This is a genomic window from Azotobacter armeniacus (assembly GCF_054779355.1).
In genome coordinates this window covers 1-17,760 of sequence record NZ_BAAGYK010000002.1, presented here as the reverse complement: position 1 = coordinate 17,760, position 17,760 = coordinate 1, and the positions used below count along the sequence as shown (strand labels likewise).

General features: G+C 67.6%; 8 protein-coding genes and 1 pseudogene. 7 read left to right on the top strand and 2 right to left on the bottom strand.

From position 1 onward, the window contains the following. The first annotated feature begins 310 nt into the window (after positions 1-310). Together ACYVD0_RS00475 and ACYVD0_RS00470 are read left to right on the top strand one after the other, a co-directional pair. On the top strand, positions 311-661 hold the full coding sequence (locus ACYVD0_RS00475; protein WP_460424948.1) for a hypothetical protein: 351 nt from the start codon (positions 311-313) through the stop codon (positions 659-661). Between the two features lie 203 nt (positions 662-864). After that, positions 865-9,399 (top strand): GH36-type glycosyl hydrolase domain-containing protein, encoded by an 8,535-nt coding sequence (locus tag ACYVD0_RS00470; protein ID WP_460424947.1) that lies wholly within the window; start codon positions 865-867, stop codon positions 9,397-9,399. 112 nt (positions 9,400-9,511) lie between these two features. On the opposite strand, the gene ACYVD0_RS00465 is transcribed toward ACYVD0_RS00470, so the two are convergent. Further along, positions 9,512-10,402 carry a LysR family transcriptional regulator gene (locus tag ACYVD0_RS00465; RefSeq protein ID WP_460424946.1) on the bottom strand — a complete coding sequence of 297 codons (891 nt, stop codon included), beginning with the start codon at positions 10,400-10,402 and terminating at the stop codon, positions 9,512-9,514. A gap of 184 nt (positions 10,403-10,586) precedes the next feature. On the opposite strand from ACYVD0_RS00465, the gene ACYVD0_RS00460 reads away from it, so the two are divergent. The 5 genes from ACYVD0_RS00460 (at position 10,587) to dctM (ending at position 17,040) form a co-directional block, all read left to right on the top strand. After that, entirely contained in the window at positions 10,587-12,398 is a 1,812-nt protein-coding gene (locus ACYVD0_RS00460) for a sensor histidine kinase (protein WP_460424945.1), read from the top strand. Then, the gene (locus ACYVD0_RS00455; protein WP_460424944.1) at positions 12,395-13,777 is read left to right on the top strand and encodes a sigma-54-dependent transcriptional regulator; all 1,383 of its coding nucleotides are present in this window, start codon (positions 12,395-12,397) and stop codon (positions 13,775-13,777) included. The genes ACYVD0_RS00460 and ACYVD0_RS00455 overlap by 4 nt, the downstream gene beginning before the upstream one ends. A 267-nt stretch (positions 13,778-14,044) precedes the next feature. Further along, complete coding sequence (gene dctP / locus ACYVD0_RS00450; RefSeq protein ID WP_460424943.1) at positions 14,045-15,037, top strand: TRAP transporter substrate-binding protein; 993 nt, start codon at positions 14,045-14,047, stop codon at positions 15,035-15,037. A 90-nt stretch (positions 15,038-15,127) separates the two neighbouring features. Further along, positions 15,128-15,760 carry a TRAP transporter small permease gene (locus ACYVD0_RS00445; RefSeq protein ID WP_460424942.1) on the top strand — a complete coding sequence of 211 codons (633 nt, stop codon included), beginning with the start codon at positions 15,128-15,130 and terminating at the stop codon, positions 15,758-15,760. Then, complete coding sequence (gene dctM / locus ACYVD0_RS00440; RefSeq protein WP_460424941.1) at positions 15,757-17,040, top strand: TRAP transporter large permease; 1,284 nt, start codon at positions 15,757-15,759, stop codon at positions 17,038-17,040. The genes ACYVD0_RS00445 and dctM overlap by 4 nt, the downstream gene beginning before the upstream one ends. Positions 17,041-17,484: 444 nt before the next feature. Here dctM and ACYVD0_RS00435 read toward each other — a convergent pair. Beyond that, positions 17,485-17,568: pseudogene (locus ACYVD0_RS00435) on the bottom strand (hypothetical protein); the annotation flags it as partial. Positions 17,569-17,760 lie beyond the last annotated feature (192 nt).

The following is a 17,760-nucleotide window of genomic DNA, read 5'->3' as shown; positions in this document are numbered from 1 at the left end:
ATGAGCTGGCTGGCCAAAACCCCGGAGCGGGTAGTTGCCTATTTCCAGCATGCGTCGGTGCGTTATGCCACTTAGATTGGGTATTTGATTGCCGGGTTAATAAAAGCGAAGCGCCAGCATTCCTCCTACGATGAGTGAAGGTCGGCGCTCGTGAGGTCGGGCAGGCCCGGGCTTGTCTGCGAAACATGGGCGTCGGTGCCCACCAGCATCACGCCCTTCAGCACCTACACCTATAGGCAGCCCCCAGATGAGCCCCATTTACGAGCCTCACCACATGCCCCCCATACCCCTAAGCAGGTTCGTTCTGCGCATGGTTGCGCACGTCTGCGTGGCGCTGGTGGTGATCGCGATCTCGCTGTTTTTCGGCATGCTCGGTTACCGGCACTACGAGCACATGTCGTGGGTCGACGCGTTCGTGAACTCGGCGATGCTGCTCGGCGGAATGGGGCCGGTCAAAACCGACGACCTGAGCGACTCGGGGAAGCTCTTCGCGGGGATTTATGCGCTGTATGCCGGACTGGTATTCATTGCCGTGATGAGCATCATGCTGGCGCCGGTCGTGCATCGAGTGCTTCACCGCTTTCACTGGGGGAGAACGAACCGAGGTGACTCGCGGCAGCCGGAAACCCGGCGCGGCCCGCAGGCGAAGAGCAGGGAATGACCCGGCCGCCGCGCTGCCAGCCGGCGCGGTCCGACGCCGAAGGGCGTACGGCGAGCGGAATACTATCTTTACTGTCAGTGGCGAACGATGCAGCAGCATCACGCCCGATAAGATATCCGATGCCTCGCTGAGCCAACGCCTGATCGAAGTATCGGGGCCTTTCAGGAGTTACCGGCCGCCAGGGCGGATCAGATAGAGGCAGCATGGCGATGGCGCAGTGGCGCGGCAATCGGTTTTCGACAATGCCGCCCTGGAACGATCCGACTCCAGTGCGGAGCGAGCTTTTCGGGGCCGAACGGCTTGAGCAGCACGCGGAAAGTCTCGCCGCCGCACAGGCGGTCACGACCAAGCCGCCCGTGGCGCCGTCGCTGCACCGCCGGTTGCATGACAATGCCGCGGTGTTGCTTGCCGCCTATCGGGCGAGCGCCGCGGAGCTGGAGAGTGGCCGGGGCGTGGTGCCTGCAGCGGAGTGGCTGCTCGACAACTACCACCTGGTCGAGGAGCAGATCCGCGAAATCAGGGATGACCTGCCCCCCGGCTATTACCGTCAGCTGCCGAAACTGGCGGATGGGCCCTTCGCCGGTTATCCGCGGGTATTCGGCCTGGCCTGGGCCTTCGTCGCCCACACCGACAGCCACATCGATCTCGACGTATTGCGGCGCTTCATCATCGCCTATCAACGAGTGCAACCGCTGACCATCGGCGAGTTATGGGCGGTGGCGATTACCCTGCGCATTGTCCTGGTCGAGAACCTGCGCCGGCTGGCCGACCAGATCAGCACCGAACACCGTGCACGTGACGAAGCCGACACGCTGGCCGACTGGCTGGTCGGGTCGGGGTGTACGCGCTCCGACCTCGAAACCAACCGCGCCACCTGCGCCTGCGGCCCCTTGCCCGAGACCTTTGCCGCACAGCTCGCCAAGCGGCTGCGCGACCAGGACCCCAGAACCATGCCGGCGTTCGGTTGGCTGGAGGAGCAGCTCGGACGCCAGGGGACCACGATTGATGAGGTGGTGCAGCTCGCCCAGCAGCGTCAGGGCGCGACCAACGTCAGCGTGCGCAACGTCATCACCAGCATGCGGCTGATTTCGAATATCGACTGGGCCGAGTTGTTCGAGAGTGTGAGCCTGGTCGATGACCGGCTGCGCGCGGCCAGCGCTTTTGCCGCCATGGATTTTCCGACCCGCGACCTGTATCGCCAGGCGATCGAGCAGCTGGCCCGCGGTTCGGCGCATTCGGAACTCGACATCGTCGGGCATGTGCTTGGCGCCGCGCAGCGGGCTGCGGCGGGAGCGGTCGATGCTGTGGAAGCGGAGCGCGTCGGCGATCCCGGCTATCACCTGATCGCCGAGGGGCGCCGCGCGCTGGAGCGCACGGTCGGCTTTCGGCCGCCGCTGCGGCTGCGCATCAGCCGCTGCAACATCGGCCTGGGGATGGGCGGCTATGCCGGCGCGATCCTGTTGCTCACCATTCTGTTGCTGGGCCTCGCGCTGTGGGCTCTGTGGATCCCCGGTCTCGCGCTGGGCTGGCTCGCGCCGTTGGCGCTGATCGGCATGCTCCCGGCGAGCGAAGTGGCGACGGTGCTGGTCAATCGCGCGATCGCCTGGAGTTGCAGCGCGACCCTCTTGCCGGGGATCGAGTTGAAGACAGGCGTACCGCCGTCGCTGCGCACGCTGGTCGCCGTGCCGGCGCTGCTGACCAGCGAAGCCGAGCTGCTGGAGCACATCGAGCGGCTGGAGGTCCACCATCTCGCCGGCGCCAGCGGGGATCTCAGCTTCGCCCTCCTGCTGGACGGGGCCGATGCGGACCAGGAGGTGCTGGACAGCGATGCTCCTCTGCTTGCGGTGGCCGCCGAGGCGATCGAGCAGCTGAACCGTCGTTACGGACCCGGCACCGGCGGCAGCCGCTTTCTGCTGCTGCATCGGCGCCGCATCTTCAACGCAGGCGAGCAAAAGTGGATGGGCTGGGAGCGCAAGCGCGGCAAGCTGCACGAGCTCAACCGGCTGCTGCGCGGGGCCACCGACACCACCTTCATCGCCATCGCCGGGCACGCGCCGCAAGTGCCGGCCAACGTGCGTTACGTCATCACCCTCGATGCCGATACCCGGCTCACGCGGGATACCACGCTGCGCCTGATCGGCAAGATGGCCCATCCGCTGAATCGCCCACGCCTCGACGAGGCCCGCCAGCGGGTCGTCGACGGTTACGCCATTCTGCAGCCGCGGGTCACGCCTGCGCTGCCCGTCGGCCGCGAGGGATCGCTCTATCAACGCGTATTCTCCGGCCCCGGCGGCATAGACCCCTATGCGGCGGCTATCTCCGACGTCTACCAGGACCTCTTCGGCGAGGGCTCCTATACCGGCAAAGGCATCTACGATGTCGATGCCTTCGAAGCCGCGCTCCGCGGCCGCATCCCGGAGAGTACGCTGCTCAGCCACGATCTCTTCGAGGGCGTTTTCGCACGTGCCGCCCTCGTCTCCGACGTCGAGGTCGTCGAGGATTTCCCGGCGCGCTACGATGTCGCCGCCAAGCGCCAGCATCGCTGGGCGCGCGGCGACTGGCAGCTCCTGCCCTGGGTCTTCGAGCCGCGAACGGGCGCGCAGGCACTGCCGCCGGTCGGTCGCTGGAAGATGCTGGACAATCTGCGGCGCTCGCTGCTGGCGCCGTCGATATTGCTCGCCCTCGGCCTGTGCTGGTTGCTGCCCATGCCGGCCGCCATGGCGGGCGTGCTGCTGGTCCTGGCCGCCTCCGCGATCCCGGCATTCCTGCCGACCTGTTTTTGCATGCTGCCGCCACGCCCCGGCATTTCTCTGCGCCATCACTTTGGCCAGCTGGCGGCCGACCTGCAGCGAGCTGCCATGCAGACCCTGCTTTCGCTCGCCTTCCTGCCCGATCAGGCCTGGCGCATGGGCGATGCCATCGTCAGAACGCTGGTGCGGCTGTTCGTCACCCGTCGCCACCTGCTCGAATGGACGACCGCCGCCCAGTCGGCGGGACGGCCGCCGCTGGATCTGCGCGGCTTCTATCGGGAGATGGCCGCCGGCACCCTGCTCGGACTGTCGATGGCGGCCGGCGCGTTTGCCTGCGCGCCCTCATCCGGGCCGCTGCTGCTGCCCTTTGCCCTGCTGTGGCTGGGCGCGCCGGCGCTCGCCTGCGCCGCCAGCCGGTCGCCGACTGTCGCGCAGCACTTCGCGGTTTCCGCGGCGGATGCGCGCGACTTGCGCCTCACCGCGCGGCGCACCTGGCGCTTCTTCGAGACCTTCGTGACGCCGCTGGACAACCTGCTGCCGCCGGACAATTTCCAGGAGGATCCGAAGCCAGTCATCGCGCACCGCACCTCGCCCACCAACATCGGGCTCTACCTGCTCTCCGCCGTCTCCGCCCGCGACTTCGGCTGGGCCGGCACCATGCAGACCGTCGAGCGGCTGGAAGCGACCTTCGCCACCCTGCAGAAGCTGCCGCGCTTCAAGGGCCACTTCTTCAACTGGTACGAGACCCGCGGCCTGCATACGCTCGAGCCCGCCTACGTCTCGTCCGTCGACAGCGGCAATTTCGCCGGGCACCTGATCGTGCTGGCCAACGCCTGTGAAGAGTGGCTGGACGCTCCCCTGGCCCAGGAGGCCGGGCAGGGCATGACCGACAATGCCCGGCTGGCCCGCGAGGCCGTCGCCGCCCTGCCGGCCGCCATGGACGAGCGGCGGCAGCCGCTGCTGGCCATCCTCGACGAGATCGAAGCCCGCTTGAGCGGGCCGCAAGCGCTCGAGACGCTGTCGCAGCTGCTGCAGCACCTGACCGAACAGGCTGCCAGGGCGGCCGACGACCTCGTGATCACGGCCGCCGAGGCCGAGGTCGATGTCGAGGATCTGCTGTTCTGGATCGAGGCGCTGGGCCAGGCGCTGAGCGAGCAGGCGCGCGACCGACAGCAGGTCGCCGCGGCGCTGCAGCCCCTCAAAGTCCGGCTGAAGACCCTCGCCGACACCGCGCGCTCGATGGCGCTGGCGATGGATTTCGCGTTTCTCCTCGACCCCGAGCGGAAGCTCCTGTCGATCGGTTATAGCCATGCCGACAATAACCTCGACCCCAGCTGCTATGACCTGCTCGCTTCGGAAGCCAGGCTTGCCAGTCTGTTTGCCATCGCCAAGGGCGATGTGGCGACACGCCACTGGTTCCATCTCGGCCGCACGGCGACCCCCCTTGGCGGCGGATACGCGCTGATCTCCTGGTCCGGCTCCATGTTCGAATACCTGATGCCATCGCTGGTGATGCGCGCGCCGGTCAGCAGCCTGCTGGAACAGACCACCCGGCTGGTAGTGGCACGCCAGGAGGCTTACGGCCAGGCGCTGGGCATTCCGTGGGGCATCTCGGAGTCGGCCTACAACGCCCGCGACATGGAGTTCACCTACCAGTACTCCAACTTCGGCGTACCCGGCCTCGGCCTCAAGCGCGGCCTCGCCGAAGATGTGGTGGTGGCGCCCTATGCGACCGGGCTGGCGGCGATGATCGACCCGCTCCGGGCGCAACGCAACTACAGCCGCCTCGCCGAGATGGGCGCGCTGGGCCGCTACGGCTTCTACGAAGCCCTCGATTTCACCCGCTCGCGCCTGCCCGATGGCACGAGCGTGGCGATCATCCGCAACTTCATGGCCCATCACCAGGGCATGACCATCGTCGCCATCGCCAACACCCTGCACGACGGCCAGATGCGCGCGCGCTTCCATCGCGAACCGATGATCCAGGCCAGCGAGCTGCTGCTGCAGGAGCGCATGCCGCGAGACATCGCGGTTGGCCATCCGCGCGCCGAAGAAGTGAAGGCCTCCGCCGTCGAGGCCCGTAGCGAGACGTCGCCGGTGCGCCGACTGGTGCTGGAGGTCGGCGGTCCGCCGATCACCCATCTGCTGTCGAACGGACGCTACGCGGTGATGCTGACCGCAGCGGGCAGGGGCTACAGCCGCTGGCGCGATATCGCCGTGACCCGCTGGCGGGAGGATGCGACCCGTGACGACTGGGGCGCCTTCGTCTTCCTGCGCGACATGCAGAGCGGTCAGCTCTGGTCTGCGGCGGCGCAGCCGGTCGGCGGCGATGCGGACTCTGCCGAAGTCGTGTTCGGTGAGGATCAGGCCGAATTCATCCGCCACGATGGCAGCTTGACGACCACCCTCGACGTGCTGCTTTCCGGCGAGGACGACGGCGAGGTACGTCGCGTATCGGTGGCCAACAGCGGCCTCCGTCCGCGCGAGATCGAACTCACCTCCTACGCCGAAGTGGTGCTGACGACGCCGGCCGCCGACAAAGCGCACCCAGCGTTCGCCAAGATGTTCGTGCAGACCGAGTATTTTGCCGAGTTCGGTGCGCTCATCGCCACCCGCCGCCCACGTTCGGCCGATGAGCCGCAGATCTGGGCCGCGCATTTCACCGTGGTGGAAGGTGAGGTTGTCGCCGATCTGCAATATGAGTCCGACCGTGCCCGTTTCGTCGGGCGAGGGCGCACAGTCGCCACGGCGGCCGCCATCACCGATGGCCGGGCGCTGTCGAACAGCGTCGGCACCGTGCTCGACCCGATCTTCTCGATCCGGCAGCGGATGAGGGTTGCACCCGGCCAGGTCGCGCGGGCCGCCTTCTGGACCGTGGTCGCCTCGTCGCGCGCCGAGCTTCTGGATCTGGTCGACAAGCATCACGATCGCAGTTCGTTCGACCGGGCGAAGACCCTGGCGTGGACCCAGGCCCAGGTCCAGCTGCGCTATCTCGACGTCGCGGCGGAGGAAGCGGCGGATTTTCAGCGCCTGAGCGCCCCGATCCTGTACGCCGATGCGCGCTTCAGGGTGCCTGCGGAAGCGATCCTCCGCGGCGCCGGTCCCCAGTCGAGCCTGTGGCCGCTGGCGATTTCCGGCGACTTGCCGATCGTGCTCCTGCGGATCGACGAGATCGAGGACATCGCCCAAGTTCGCCAGCTGCTGCGCGCCCACGAGTACTGGCGGATGAAGCGCCTCGGCGTCGATCTGGTGATCGTCAACGAGCGGGTCTCCTCCTACATTCAGGATCTGCAGATCGCGATCGAGACCGCGGTATGGAGCAGTCAATCGCGGCCGCATTTCGGCGAACGGCACGCGCATGGCTCGGTCTACGTGCTGCGCGCCGACCTCATGAGCAGCGAGGCCCGCGCCTTGCTGCTGGCGACCGCGCGCGTGGTCCTGCACGCCCGCCGCGGCCCGCTCGCGGACCAGCTCGCCCGTCTGCCGTCGGCGCCGCTCCGGCCGGCGCCTGTCCGGCGGCGCAAGCCGACATTGCCGGGGAGGCGACCCACACCGGCGCCAGCGGCGCTGGCCGAAGAGCTGGAGTTCTTCAACGGCCTGGGTGGCTTCGCCAGGGACGGTCGGGAATATGTGACCGTCCTCGAGGCGGGCCGCACGACGCCGGCGCCCTGGATCAACGTGATCGCCAATCCCGGTTTCGGCTTCCAGGTGTCGACGGAGGGCAGCGGCTACACCTGGGCGGAAAACAGTCGCGAGAACCAGCTCACGCCGTGGTCGAACGACCCGGTCAGCGATCCGCCCGGCGAGGCGCTCTATGTGCGCGACGAGATGACCGGCGCGCTGTGGAGCGCCACGGCGCTGCCGATCCGCGACGACGGAACCTACATCGCTCGCCACGGCCACGGTTACAGCCGCTTCGAGCACCAGGCGCACGGCATCGCCCTGGAGCTGCTGCACTACGTGCCGCTGGCCGATCCGCTGAGGATTTCCCGGCTGACCCTGCGCAACCTCTCGGGCATGCCCCGCCGCCTATCGGTCACGGCCTATGTCGAGTGGGTGCTCGGCACCTTGCGGGGTGCGTCGGGGCCGTTCATCGCCACCGAGATAGACGAGCCCACCGGCGCGCTGCTGGCCCGCAATCCCTGGAGCATGACGTTCCCCGGCCGGGTCGCCTTTGCCGACCTCGGCGGCCGGCAGACGGCCTGGACAGCGGACCGCACCGAGTTTCTCGGACGCAACGGCGGACCTACGGCGCCCGCGGCGCTGGTCGGCAAACATCCTCTGTCCGGCACCACCGGCGCGGGCCTCGACCCCTGCGCAGCCTTGCAGTGCATCGTCGATCTCGGCGTGGGCGAGGCGGTCGAGGTCGTCGCGTTCGTCGGGCAATGCGCCTCGGTCGCGGAGGCCAGGGCGCTGCTCGTCCGCTATCGCGCAATCAATCTGGATGCCGTGCTCGCAGCGGTGACGGACCACTGGCGGACGGTGCTCGGGACTATCCAGGTCAAGACGCCCGACCGGGCGATGGACATCCTGCTCAACGGCTGGCTGCTGTATCAGACGCTGGCCTGCCGCATCTGGGCGCGCTCGGCCTTCTATCAGGCCAGCGGCGCCTACGGCTTCCGCGATCAACTGCAGGACGGCATGGCGCTGGTCTTCGCCCAGCCAGAGGCGACGCGACGCCATCTCCTGCGTGTCGCCTCCCGGCAGTTCGTCGAGGGCGATGTGCAGCATTGGTGGCAGCCCCATTCCGGACAGGGGGTACGTACGCGGATCTCGGATGACCGGGTCTGGCTCGCCTTCGCGACCGCGACCTACATCGCCAGCTCGGCTGACGCCGCGATTCTGGATGAACGGGTGACGTTTCTCGAAGGGCCGCTGCTGCATCCCGGCGAGCACGATGCCTTCTTCCAGCCGGTAGTCGCGGACGAATCGGCCTCGCTGTTCGAGCACTGCGCCCGCGGCCTCGACCAATGCCTCGCGCTCACCGGCGAACACGGCCTGCCGCTCATCGGCTCCGGCGACTGGAACGACGGCATGAACCGGGTTGGCGAAGGCGGCAAAGGCGAAAGCGTGTGGCTCGGCTGGCTGCTGCTGCGCACCCTCGAGCTCTTCGTGCCGCTGGCCCAGGAGCGCGACGCCGACCGCGCCGAGCGCTGGCGTGCACATGCGCTCGCGGTGCGCGCGGCGCTCGAGCGTGAGGCGTGGGATGGACAGTGGTATCGCCGTGCGACCTTCGACGACGGCACCTGGCTCGGCTCGAAGGACAGCGAGGAATGCCGCATCGATTCGATTGCGCAGTCCTGGGCCGTGTTGTCGGGGGCCGCCGATCCCGCGCGCGCCGCACTCGCGATGGCATCGGTGGAGCAGCAACTGATCCATGACGACGACAGCCTGGCCCTGCTATTCACGCCACCCTTCGACAAGACGCCGCTCGATCCCGGTTACATCAAGGGCTATCCACCGGGCCTGCGCGAAAATGGCGGGCAATACAGTCACGCCGCGATGTGGGCCATCCTGGCGTTTACCAGACTGGGTGCGGGCGACAAGGCCGGCGCACTGTTCGCCCTGCTCAACCCGATCAACCATGCGCGCACGCCCGAGGCGGTCGAGCGCTACAAGGTCGAGCCCTATGTGGTCGCCGCCGACGTCTATTCCGTCGCGCCGCATGTCGGGCGCGGGGGCTGGACCTGGTACACCGGCGCCGCCGGCTGGATGTATCGCGCCGGTATCGAGGGCATTCTGGGTCTGCGCCGCGAGGGAGCCGTGCTGCTCGTCGATCCCTGCATTCCGAATACCTGGCCGGGATTTTCCGCCACGCTGAACATGGGGACGACCCACTACGACCTCCAGGTGGACAATCCTGCGCAGTGCTGCCGCGGCATCACGCAGGCGCTGCTCGATGGCGCGCCCATCGACTGTGGCGAAGGGCTCGTCCGTGTCCCGCTGGACGGGGGGAGGCATGCTCTGTGGATCGTCCTCCAGGGATAATCATGCGTAGCCTTGGACACGCCTATCTGTGTGAAGCACTGCAGCTCAGTGCCTTTGCGCTCAAATGTCCGCCCCAAACTCGTCGGTAATCCAAGAGCGGCGGCGCCCACGCTCAGCGCGGCGTGCGCAAGAACGCCTTCGCCTCTCGGAAGCAGGCCTCAGCCAGCGGCGAGCATGGGGCGGCACGGCGGATGATCAGGCCCAACGGGGCGAGGGTGTGGGCGTCCTCGATGGGGATCAGCCGCAGGTGCTCGGACTCCCGCTCGAAACCGCCCTCGAGCGGGACGACGCCACAGCACAGACCGGCGCTGACGGCACGCACCAGCAGGTAGACGGCATCGGTCTCCAGGCGCAGGTTGGGGGTCAGGCCGTGGCGGCGAAAGCCGTGGTCGATCGACTGGCGAAAGTGCATGCCGGTCGACAGCAGGCCCAGCGGCAGCTCCGCCAGCTGCGTCCAGCCCAGCACCGGCGCGGCGAAGCCGAAGCGCCGCGGGTCGTGCAGCAGGCCCATGTGGACCTCGGTCAGCGGGTGGGCGTCGAACAGCACGCGGTCGAGGCGTTCGAGGTAGGAAATCCCCAGGTCGAGCTGGTTGCGCCCGAGCTGCTCGAAGATCTGCTCGCTGCTGAGCACGCATATCTGAAAGCGCAGGCTGGGATGCAGCTCGGCGAACAGCGCAACCAGGTTCATCGGGTCGAAGCCGGCCAGCGGCACCACCCCCAGGCGCAGGGTGCCGACCAACTGGCCGCGGCAGGCAGCGGCCTCGGCGTGCAGGCCCGCCTCCGCCGCCAGCAGGGCGCGCGACCAGGCCAGCACGCGCAGGCCGGCCTCGGTGAAGCCCTCGAAGCGATGGCTGCGGCGGATCAGCTCCAGCCCCAGCTCCGCCTCGAGGTCGCGGATGCGCATCGACAGGGTCGGCTGGGTCACGTGGCAACGCGCCGCGGCCTGCCCAAAGTGCCGGGTCTGTTCGAGGGCGACGAGGAATTTCAGCTGCTTGATGTCCACGCGACGGCCTTTGCCAGACGAAACCAGCGCCCAGCTTGCCGGCAATCGCCGCGGGAGAAAAGCGCGGAAGGCCAGGCTTGCACGATTCCTGCAAGCGACAGGCCAACCAAAGGCCGGTTATCCATTCCCGCCACCTTGGGAAATAATGGATGACAGGCCCCACCCATCCGTCGAGCGCATCGCCATGCAACTGCCTTCCTTCCTCCGTCGCCCGCGCTGGCGCAACCTGGCGCTGCTCGCCCTGGCGCTGGCGCCGCTGCTCTGGCCGCTGCACCAGCTCGCCGAGCGCTATTACCTCGGCCAACTGCTGCAGCAAAACCGCCAGACCCTCGACCTCTACGTCGCCAACCTGCTCGGCACCCTGCGCCGCTACGAGGTGCTGCCGCAGATCCTCGGCGACCTGCCGGCCCTGCACAACGCCCTGCGCCAGCCCCAGCAGGCCGAAGCTGTGGCCGAAGCCAACCGGCTGCTGCAGAAGATCCGCGAACGCACCGGCGCCGACTCGCTGTACCTGATGGACGCCACCGGCCGCGCCCTGGCCGCCTCCAACTGGGACCAGCCGGACAGCTTCATCGGCCGCAACTTCGCCTTCCGCCCCTACTTCAGCGAGGCCATGGCCGGCCGCCAGGGGCAGTTCTTCGGCCTCGGCACCACCTCCGGCAAGCGCGGCTACTACTTCGCCGCGGCGGTGCGCGACGGTGGAGAGCCCCTAGGCGTGCTGGTGATCAAGGTCGACCTGGACCGTACCGAACAGCTCTGGGGCAACACCCCGGAGCGCCTGCTGGCCACCGACAAGCACGGCGTGGTGATCCTCACCTCGCACGCCGACTGGCGCTTTCGCGCCACCCGGCCGCTGGAGGCCGGCGAGCTGGCCGAGATCGCTGCCAACCTGCCCTACCCGACCCGCGATCCGCAGCCGTTGCAGTTGAACCCCGGGGACTGGCTAGTCCAGCAGCAGCACATCGAGGAAACCGGCTGGACGGTGCAGATCCTCGCTCCGCGCACGCTGCTCGAACGCCCGGTGCGCGCCGTGCTCGTCAGCGGCAGTGCCGGGCTGCTGGTGCTGATGCTGCTGCTCGGCCTGCTGCTGCAGCGCCGTCGCCACTACCTGGAGCGCATCGCCCTGGACAGCCGCACCCGCCAGGAGCTGGAGCGCCGCGTGCAGGAGCGCACCCAGGACCTCGAAGACCTCAACCAGCGCCTCAAGCAGGAGGTGCTGGAGCGCGAGCAGGCCCAGCAGGAGCTGGTCCGTGCCCAGGACGACCTGGTCCAGGCCGGCAAGCTCTCGGCCCTCGGCACCATGTCGGCGAGCATCAGCCACGAACTCAGCCAGCCGCTGGCGGCGATCCGCAGCTATGCCGACAACGCCGGCGTGCTGCTCGACCACCAGCGCCACGCCGAGGCCCGCGATAATCTGCAGCTGATCAGCCAGCTGACCAAGCGCATGGCCCTGATCATCGCCCACCTCAAGGCCTTCGCCCGGCGCGATCGCCAGGCCCCGGAAAGCGTCGCCCTGCAACCGGCGCTGGAGGACGCTCTGGCCCTGCTGGCCAACCGTCGGCGCAGCCTGGGGGTGGAGCTGGTCCGCGACCTGCCGGACGCCACTCTCTGGGTGCAGGCCGGCGAGACGCGCCTGCGCCAGGTGCTCGGCAACCTCCTGGCCAACGCCCTCGACTCCCTCGCCGACCGGGCGCCGCCGCGCCGCCTGTGGCTGAGCACACAGACCCTGGACGACGGGCGGATCAGACTGACCCTGCGCGACAACGGCCCGGGCTTCAGCGCCGAGGCCCTGGAGCGCGCCCGCGAACCCTTCTACACCACCAAGACCACCGCCCGCGGCCTGGGTCTGGGCCTCGCCATCTGCGACAGCCTGGTCAACGCCCTGGGCGGCGAGCTGCTCCTGGCCAACCAGCCGGGCGGCGGCGCGCTGGTCACCCTCAACCTGCTGCCGGCCACCAGCGCCGTCAGCGCCCAGACCGTGGAGGACTACCCATGACCGTCGATGCCGCCACCCAGGTGCTGCTGATCGACGACGATCCGCACCTGCGCCAGGCCCTCAGCCAAACCCTCGACCTGGCCGGCCTCAAGGTCTGCGCCCTGGCCGACGCCCGCGGACTGGCCGAGCGCCTTGACCGCGACTGGTCGGGAGTGGTGGTCAGCGACATCCGCATGCCCGGCATCGACGGCCTCGAACTGCTCCAGCAGCTCAAGGCGCTGGACACCGAGCTGCCGGTGCTCCTGATCACCGGCCACGGCGACGTGCCGCTGGCGGTGCAGGCGATGCGCGCCGGTGCCTACGACTTCCTGGAAAAGCCCTTCGCCAGCGAAGACCTGCTGGACAGCGTGCGCCGCGCCCTCGACCTGCGCCGCCTGGTGCTGGACAACCGCAGCCTGCGCCTGGCGCTGGCCGACCGCCAGGTGCTGGCCGCCCGCCTGCTCGGCCAGTCGCCGGCGACCCAGCGCCTGCGCCAGCAGATCGGCGCGCTGGCGGCGACCAGCGCCGACGTGCTGATCCTCGGCGAGACCGGCAGCGGCAAGGAGGTGGTGGCGCGCGCCCTGCACGACCTGTCGGCCCGCCGCGACGGTCCCTTCGTGGCGATCAACGCCGGCGCCCTGGCCGAGTCGGTGGTGGAGAGCGAGCTGTTCGGCCACGAGGCCGGTGCCTTCACCGGCGCGCAGAAGCGCCGCATCGGCAAGTTCGAGTTCGCCAACGGCGGCACCCTGTTCCTCGACGAGATCGAGAGCATGAGCCTCGACGTGCAGGTCAAGCTGCTGCGCCTGCTGCAGGAGCGGGTGGTCGAGCGGGTCGGCTCGAACCAGTTGATTCCGTTGGATATCCGGGTCGTCGCGGCGACCAAGGAGGACCTGCGCCAGGCTGCCGACCAGGGGCGCTTCCGTGCCGACCTCTACTACCGGCTGAACGTCGCGCCGCTGCGCATCCCGCCGCTGCGCGAGCGCGGCGAGGACGTCCTGCTGCTGTTCCAGCACTACACCGACGCCGCCAGCGCCCGCCACGGCCTGCCGCCGCGCAGCCTGCAGCCGGAGCAGCGCGCCCAACTGATGCTGCATCCCTGGCCGGGCAACGTGCGCGAGCTACAGAACGCCGCCGAGCGCTTCGCCCTCGGCCTGGAGCTGGGCCTCGGCCCGGCACCGGGCGAGACGGATGTGGAACCGCCGGCGGCCGGCGGCCGGCTCACCGAGCAGGTGGAAGCCTTCGAGCGCGCACTGATCTCTGCCGAACTGGCCCGCCCGCACGGCTCCCTGCGCAGTCTGGCCGAAGCCCTCGGCGTGCCGCGCAAAACCCTCCACGACAAGCTGCGCAAGCACGGCCTGAGCTTCACTGATGGCGGAAATCCGCCAGACGACGCTGCCTGACTGGCGAATCTCCGCCACATCACCCTTCCGAACACCCTCTCTCCTGCTGGCAAAAGAGCAGCACGGCAGGCGATCGCCATGGCCGGTTCGGCGCGGCCGTTCTGGCACGGCAGTTGCTCCGGCTTCTTTCCGGCAAGCGCGCAGTCTGTCGAAGGCCACCCGCCGATCCGGCGGCGAATACCACCTAGACTTTTCCTGATCGCCTCGCCAAAGCCCCATTCCTGGGGTCGCCAATAATCACAACAAGCAAATTAAAGGAAACTCCCCATGCTCAAGTTGACTGCCAAGGCACTCGTCTGCGCCGCGTCCATCGGACTCGCCGGCCTGGCCCACGCGGCCGATCCCATCATCATCAAATTCTCCCACGTGGTCGCAGCGAATACGCCCAAGGGCGAAGGTGCCCAGCTGTTCAAGAAGCTCGCCGAAGAGCGCCTGCCCGGCAAGGTGCGGGTCGAGGTCTACCCGAACTCCTCACTGTTCGGCGACGGCAAGGAAATGGAGGCCCTGCTGCTTGGCGACGTGCAGATCATCGCCCCCTCCCTGGCCAAGTTCGAGCACTACTCCAAGCCGATCCAGATCTTCGACCTGCCGTTCCTGTTCGACGACATGGCCGCGGTCGACCGCTTTCAGGCCAGCCCGGCCGGCCAGGGCCTGCTCAGCTCGATGGAGAGCAAGGGCATCACCGGCCTCGGCTACTGGCACAACGGCCTCAAGCAGCTGTCGGCCAACAAGCCGCTGTACGAGCCGAAGGACGCCCGCGGCCTGAAGTTCCGCGTGCAGGCCTCCGCCGTGCTGGAGGAGCAGTTCAAGGCGGTGCGCGCCAACCCGCGCAAGATGAGCTTCGCCGAGGTCTACCAGGGTCTGCAGACCGGCGTGGTCAACGGCGCCGAGAACCCCTACTCGAACATCTACTCGCAGAAGATGCACGAGGTGCAGAAGTACATCACCGAGTCCAACCACGGCCTGCTGGACTACATGGTGATCACCAATACCAAGTTTTGGAACGGCCTGCCGGAAGATGTGCGCAGCGAGCTGAGCAAGATCATGGACGAAGTCAGTGTCGAGGTGAACAAACAGGCCGAGGCTCTCAACCAGGCTGACAAGCAGCGCATCATCGAGGCCGGCACCACCGAGATCATCCAGCTGACGCCGGAGCAGCGCGCCAAGTGGCGCGAGGCCATGCAGCCGGTGTGGCAGAAGTTCGAAGGCGAGATCGGCGCCGACCTGATCAAGGCCGCCCAGACTGCCAACCAGCCGTGACGACCCGCGCATAAGCCCCGCCGGACGGGTTGGCCGCACTGCGGCACAACCCGCCGCGGGGACTTGCCCCGTTCCCTCGGAGACCCCGCCATGAATGCCTTGCGTATGGTTTGGGATCGCTTCGAGGAAGGCTTCATTGTCTTCCTGCTGGCGACCATGACCCTGGTGACGTTCGTCTACGTCATGCTCAACAACCTCTACAACCTTTTCTTCGGCCTGGGCGATCGCTTCGAGTTCGCCGCCGACTTCTTTTATGCCATCGGCGACTTCATCCTCGACTGGGCCCAGGCGATGACCTGGAGCAACGCCCTGACCAAGGCCCTGTTCGCCTGGCTGATCTTCTTCGGCCTGGCCTATGGCGTGCGCACCGCCGGGCACATCGGCGTCGACGCCCTGGTCAAGCTGGCCAGCAAGCCGGTGCAGCGCATCATCGGCCTGATCGGCTGCCTGGCTTGCCTGGGCTATGCCGGGCTGCTCGGCGGTGCCAGCTTAGGGTGGGTCAAGACCCTGTTCGACGCCGGCATCGGCGCCGAGGACCTCGGCCACTTCGGCGTCCAGCAATGGCACATCGGCCTGATCGTGCCGCTCGGCTTCGCGCTGGTGTTCATCCGCTTCGCCGAGATCTTCGTGCGCATCCTGAAGAACCAGCAGACCGGCCTGGGGCTGGCCGACGAGGCCGCCGAGGCGGCCAAACTGACCGACCACGAGGAGCTGCGCAAATGACCATCCTGTTCCTGTTCCTCGCCCTGTTCGTGCTGATGTTCATCGGCGTGCCGATCGCTGTTTCCCTGGGCCTGGCCGGCTCATTGACCATCATGCTGTTCAGCCCCGACTCGGTGCGCTCGCTGGCGATCAAGCTGTTCGAGACCTCCGAGCACTACACCCTGCTGGCGATTCCCTTCTTCCTGCTCGCCGGCGCCTTCATGACCACCGGCGGCGTGGCGCGCCGGCTGATCGACTTCGCCAACGCCTGCGTCGGGCACATCCGCGGCGGCCTGGCGATCGGCGCGGTACTGGCCTGCATGCTGTTCGCCGCGCTGTCCGGCTCCAGCCCGGCCACGGTGGCGGCGGTCGGCTCGATCGCCATCGCCGGCATGGTGCGTTCGGGCTACCCACAGGCGTTCGGCGCCGGCATCGTCTGCAACGCCGGCACCCTGGGCATCCTGATCCCGCCCTCGGTGGTGATGGTGGTCTACGCCGCCGCTACCGAGAGCTCGGTGGGCAAGCTGTTCATGGCCGGGGTGGTGCCTGGCGCCCTGCTCGGCGCGGTATTGATGACGGCTATCTACCTGGTCGCCCGCAAGAAGAACCTGCCGGCGCTGCCACGGGCCTCCTTCGGCGAGTGGCTGGCCACCGCGCGCAAGGCGCTCTGGGGCCTGCTGCTGATGGTGATCATCCTCGGCGGCATCTACTCGGGGATGTTCACCCCCACCGAGGCGGCGGCGGTGGCGGCGGTCTACGCCGGCTTCGTCGCCCTGTTCGTGTACAAGGACATGAGCCTGCGCGAGGCGCCCAAGGTGATCCTGGAGTCGGGCAAGCTGTCGATCATGCTGATGTTCATCATCGCCAACGCCATGCTCTTCGCCCATGTGCTGACCACTGAGCAGATCCCCCAGGCCATCACCGCCTGGGTGATCGAGATGGGCCTGTCGCCGTGGATGTTCCTGCTGGTGGTGAACATCGTGCTGCTGATCGCCGGCGCCTTTATGGAACCCTCGGCGATCATCCTGATCCTCGCACCGATCCTCTTCCCCATCGCCGTGCAGCTGGGCATCGACCCGATCCACCTGGGGGTGGTCATGGTGGTGAACATGGAGATCGGCCTGATCACCCCGCCGGTGGGGCTGAACCTGTTCGTCACCTCAGCGGTGACCGGCATGCCGGTCGGCCACGTGATCCGCGCGGCCATGCCCTGGCTGCTGATGCTGCTCGGCTTCTTGCTGATCATCACCTATGTCCCGGCGGTGTCCCTGGCCCTGCCCGAGTGGCTGGGAATGAGCTGAGATAGCCTCCACCCTTCACCCTTGTGCCCGGCCTCGCGCCGGGCTTTTTTTTGGTTCATCTTTTGGTTCATCGCATCTTCCCGGGGAAGGCGGCCTTGATTGTCAGGAAGAAATACTCAGAGTCCCTGAAGCCATAGGCCATGCACTTGATCACCTATCCGATTGCTTGCCCCGTTCAGCCACTGGCCCAGGGCAATCGCAGAAGGGGCAGGTGCAGCCGTCCACTGGCACGAATGCCACAGAATAGCGCCCGAGGTTTCGGGTAAAGCGCCGGAGCGGTGCCAGGGCCGCCAGCCGACGCTTGTCCAACGTCTTGAGGATGGCCAGTACAGGCCTGTGAGCCGGCTGACGTGGCTGATGGAAACAGCAGCCACAAGCCATCAATCCAAGTGCGCAGCCTCTGGAGCACATGTGAAGAGGGGGCTGACCAATCGAGAGTCTGCTCTATGCATAAAAGATTTTCTCCAAAGCCCGGCGCATTACCGATGCGTCGACATCGATGCCCGTCCAGTATTTGATGCCGATGACGCCCTGATTGACCCGGTGCGCGGCAAGCCTCGCCCTTCAGGGCGGGATCGGGTCGCGTGGACGGCGTAGCCGTCCTTGGGTTATGGCATGTTAACACTATTTGCTATAATGCAGCAAATAGTGTTGAGACCGAGTGCCATGCAACTGACCGCCGAGCAATTCAAACAAATCGAAGGCTTGTTGCCGCGCCAA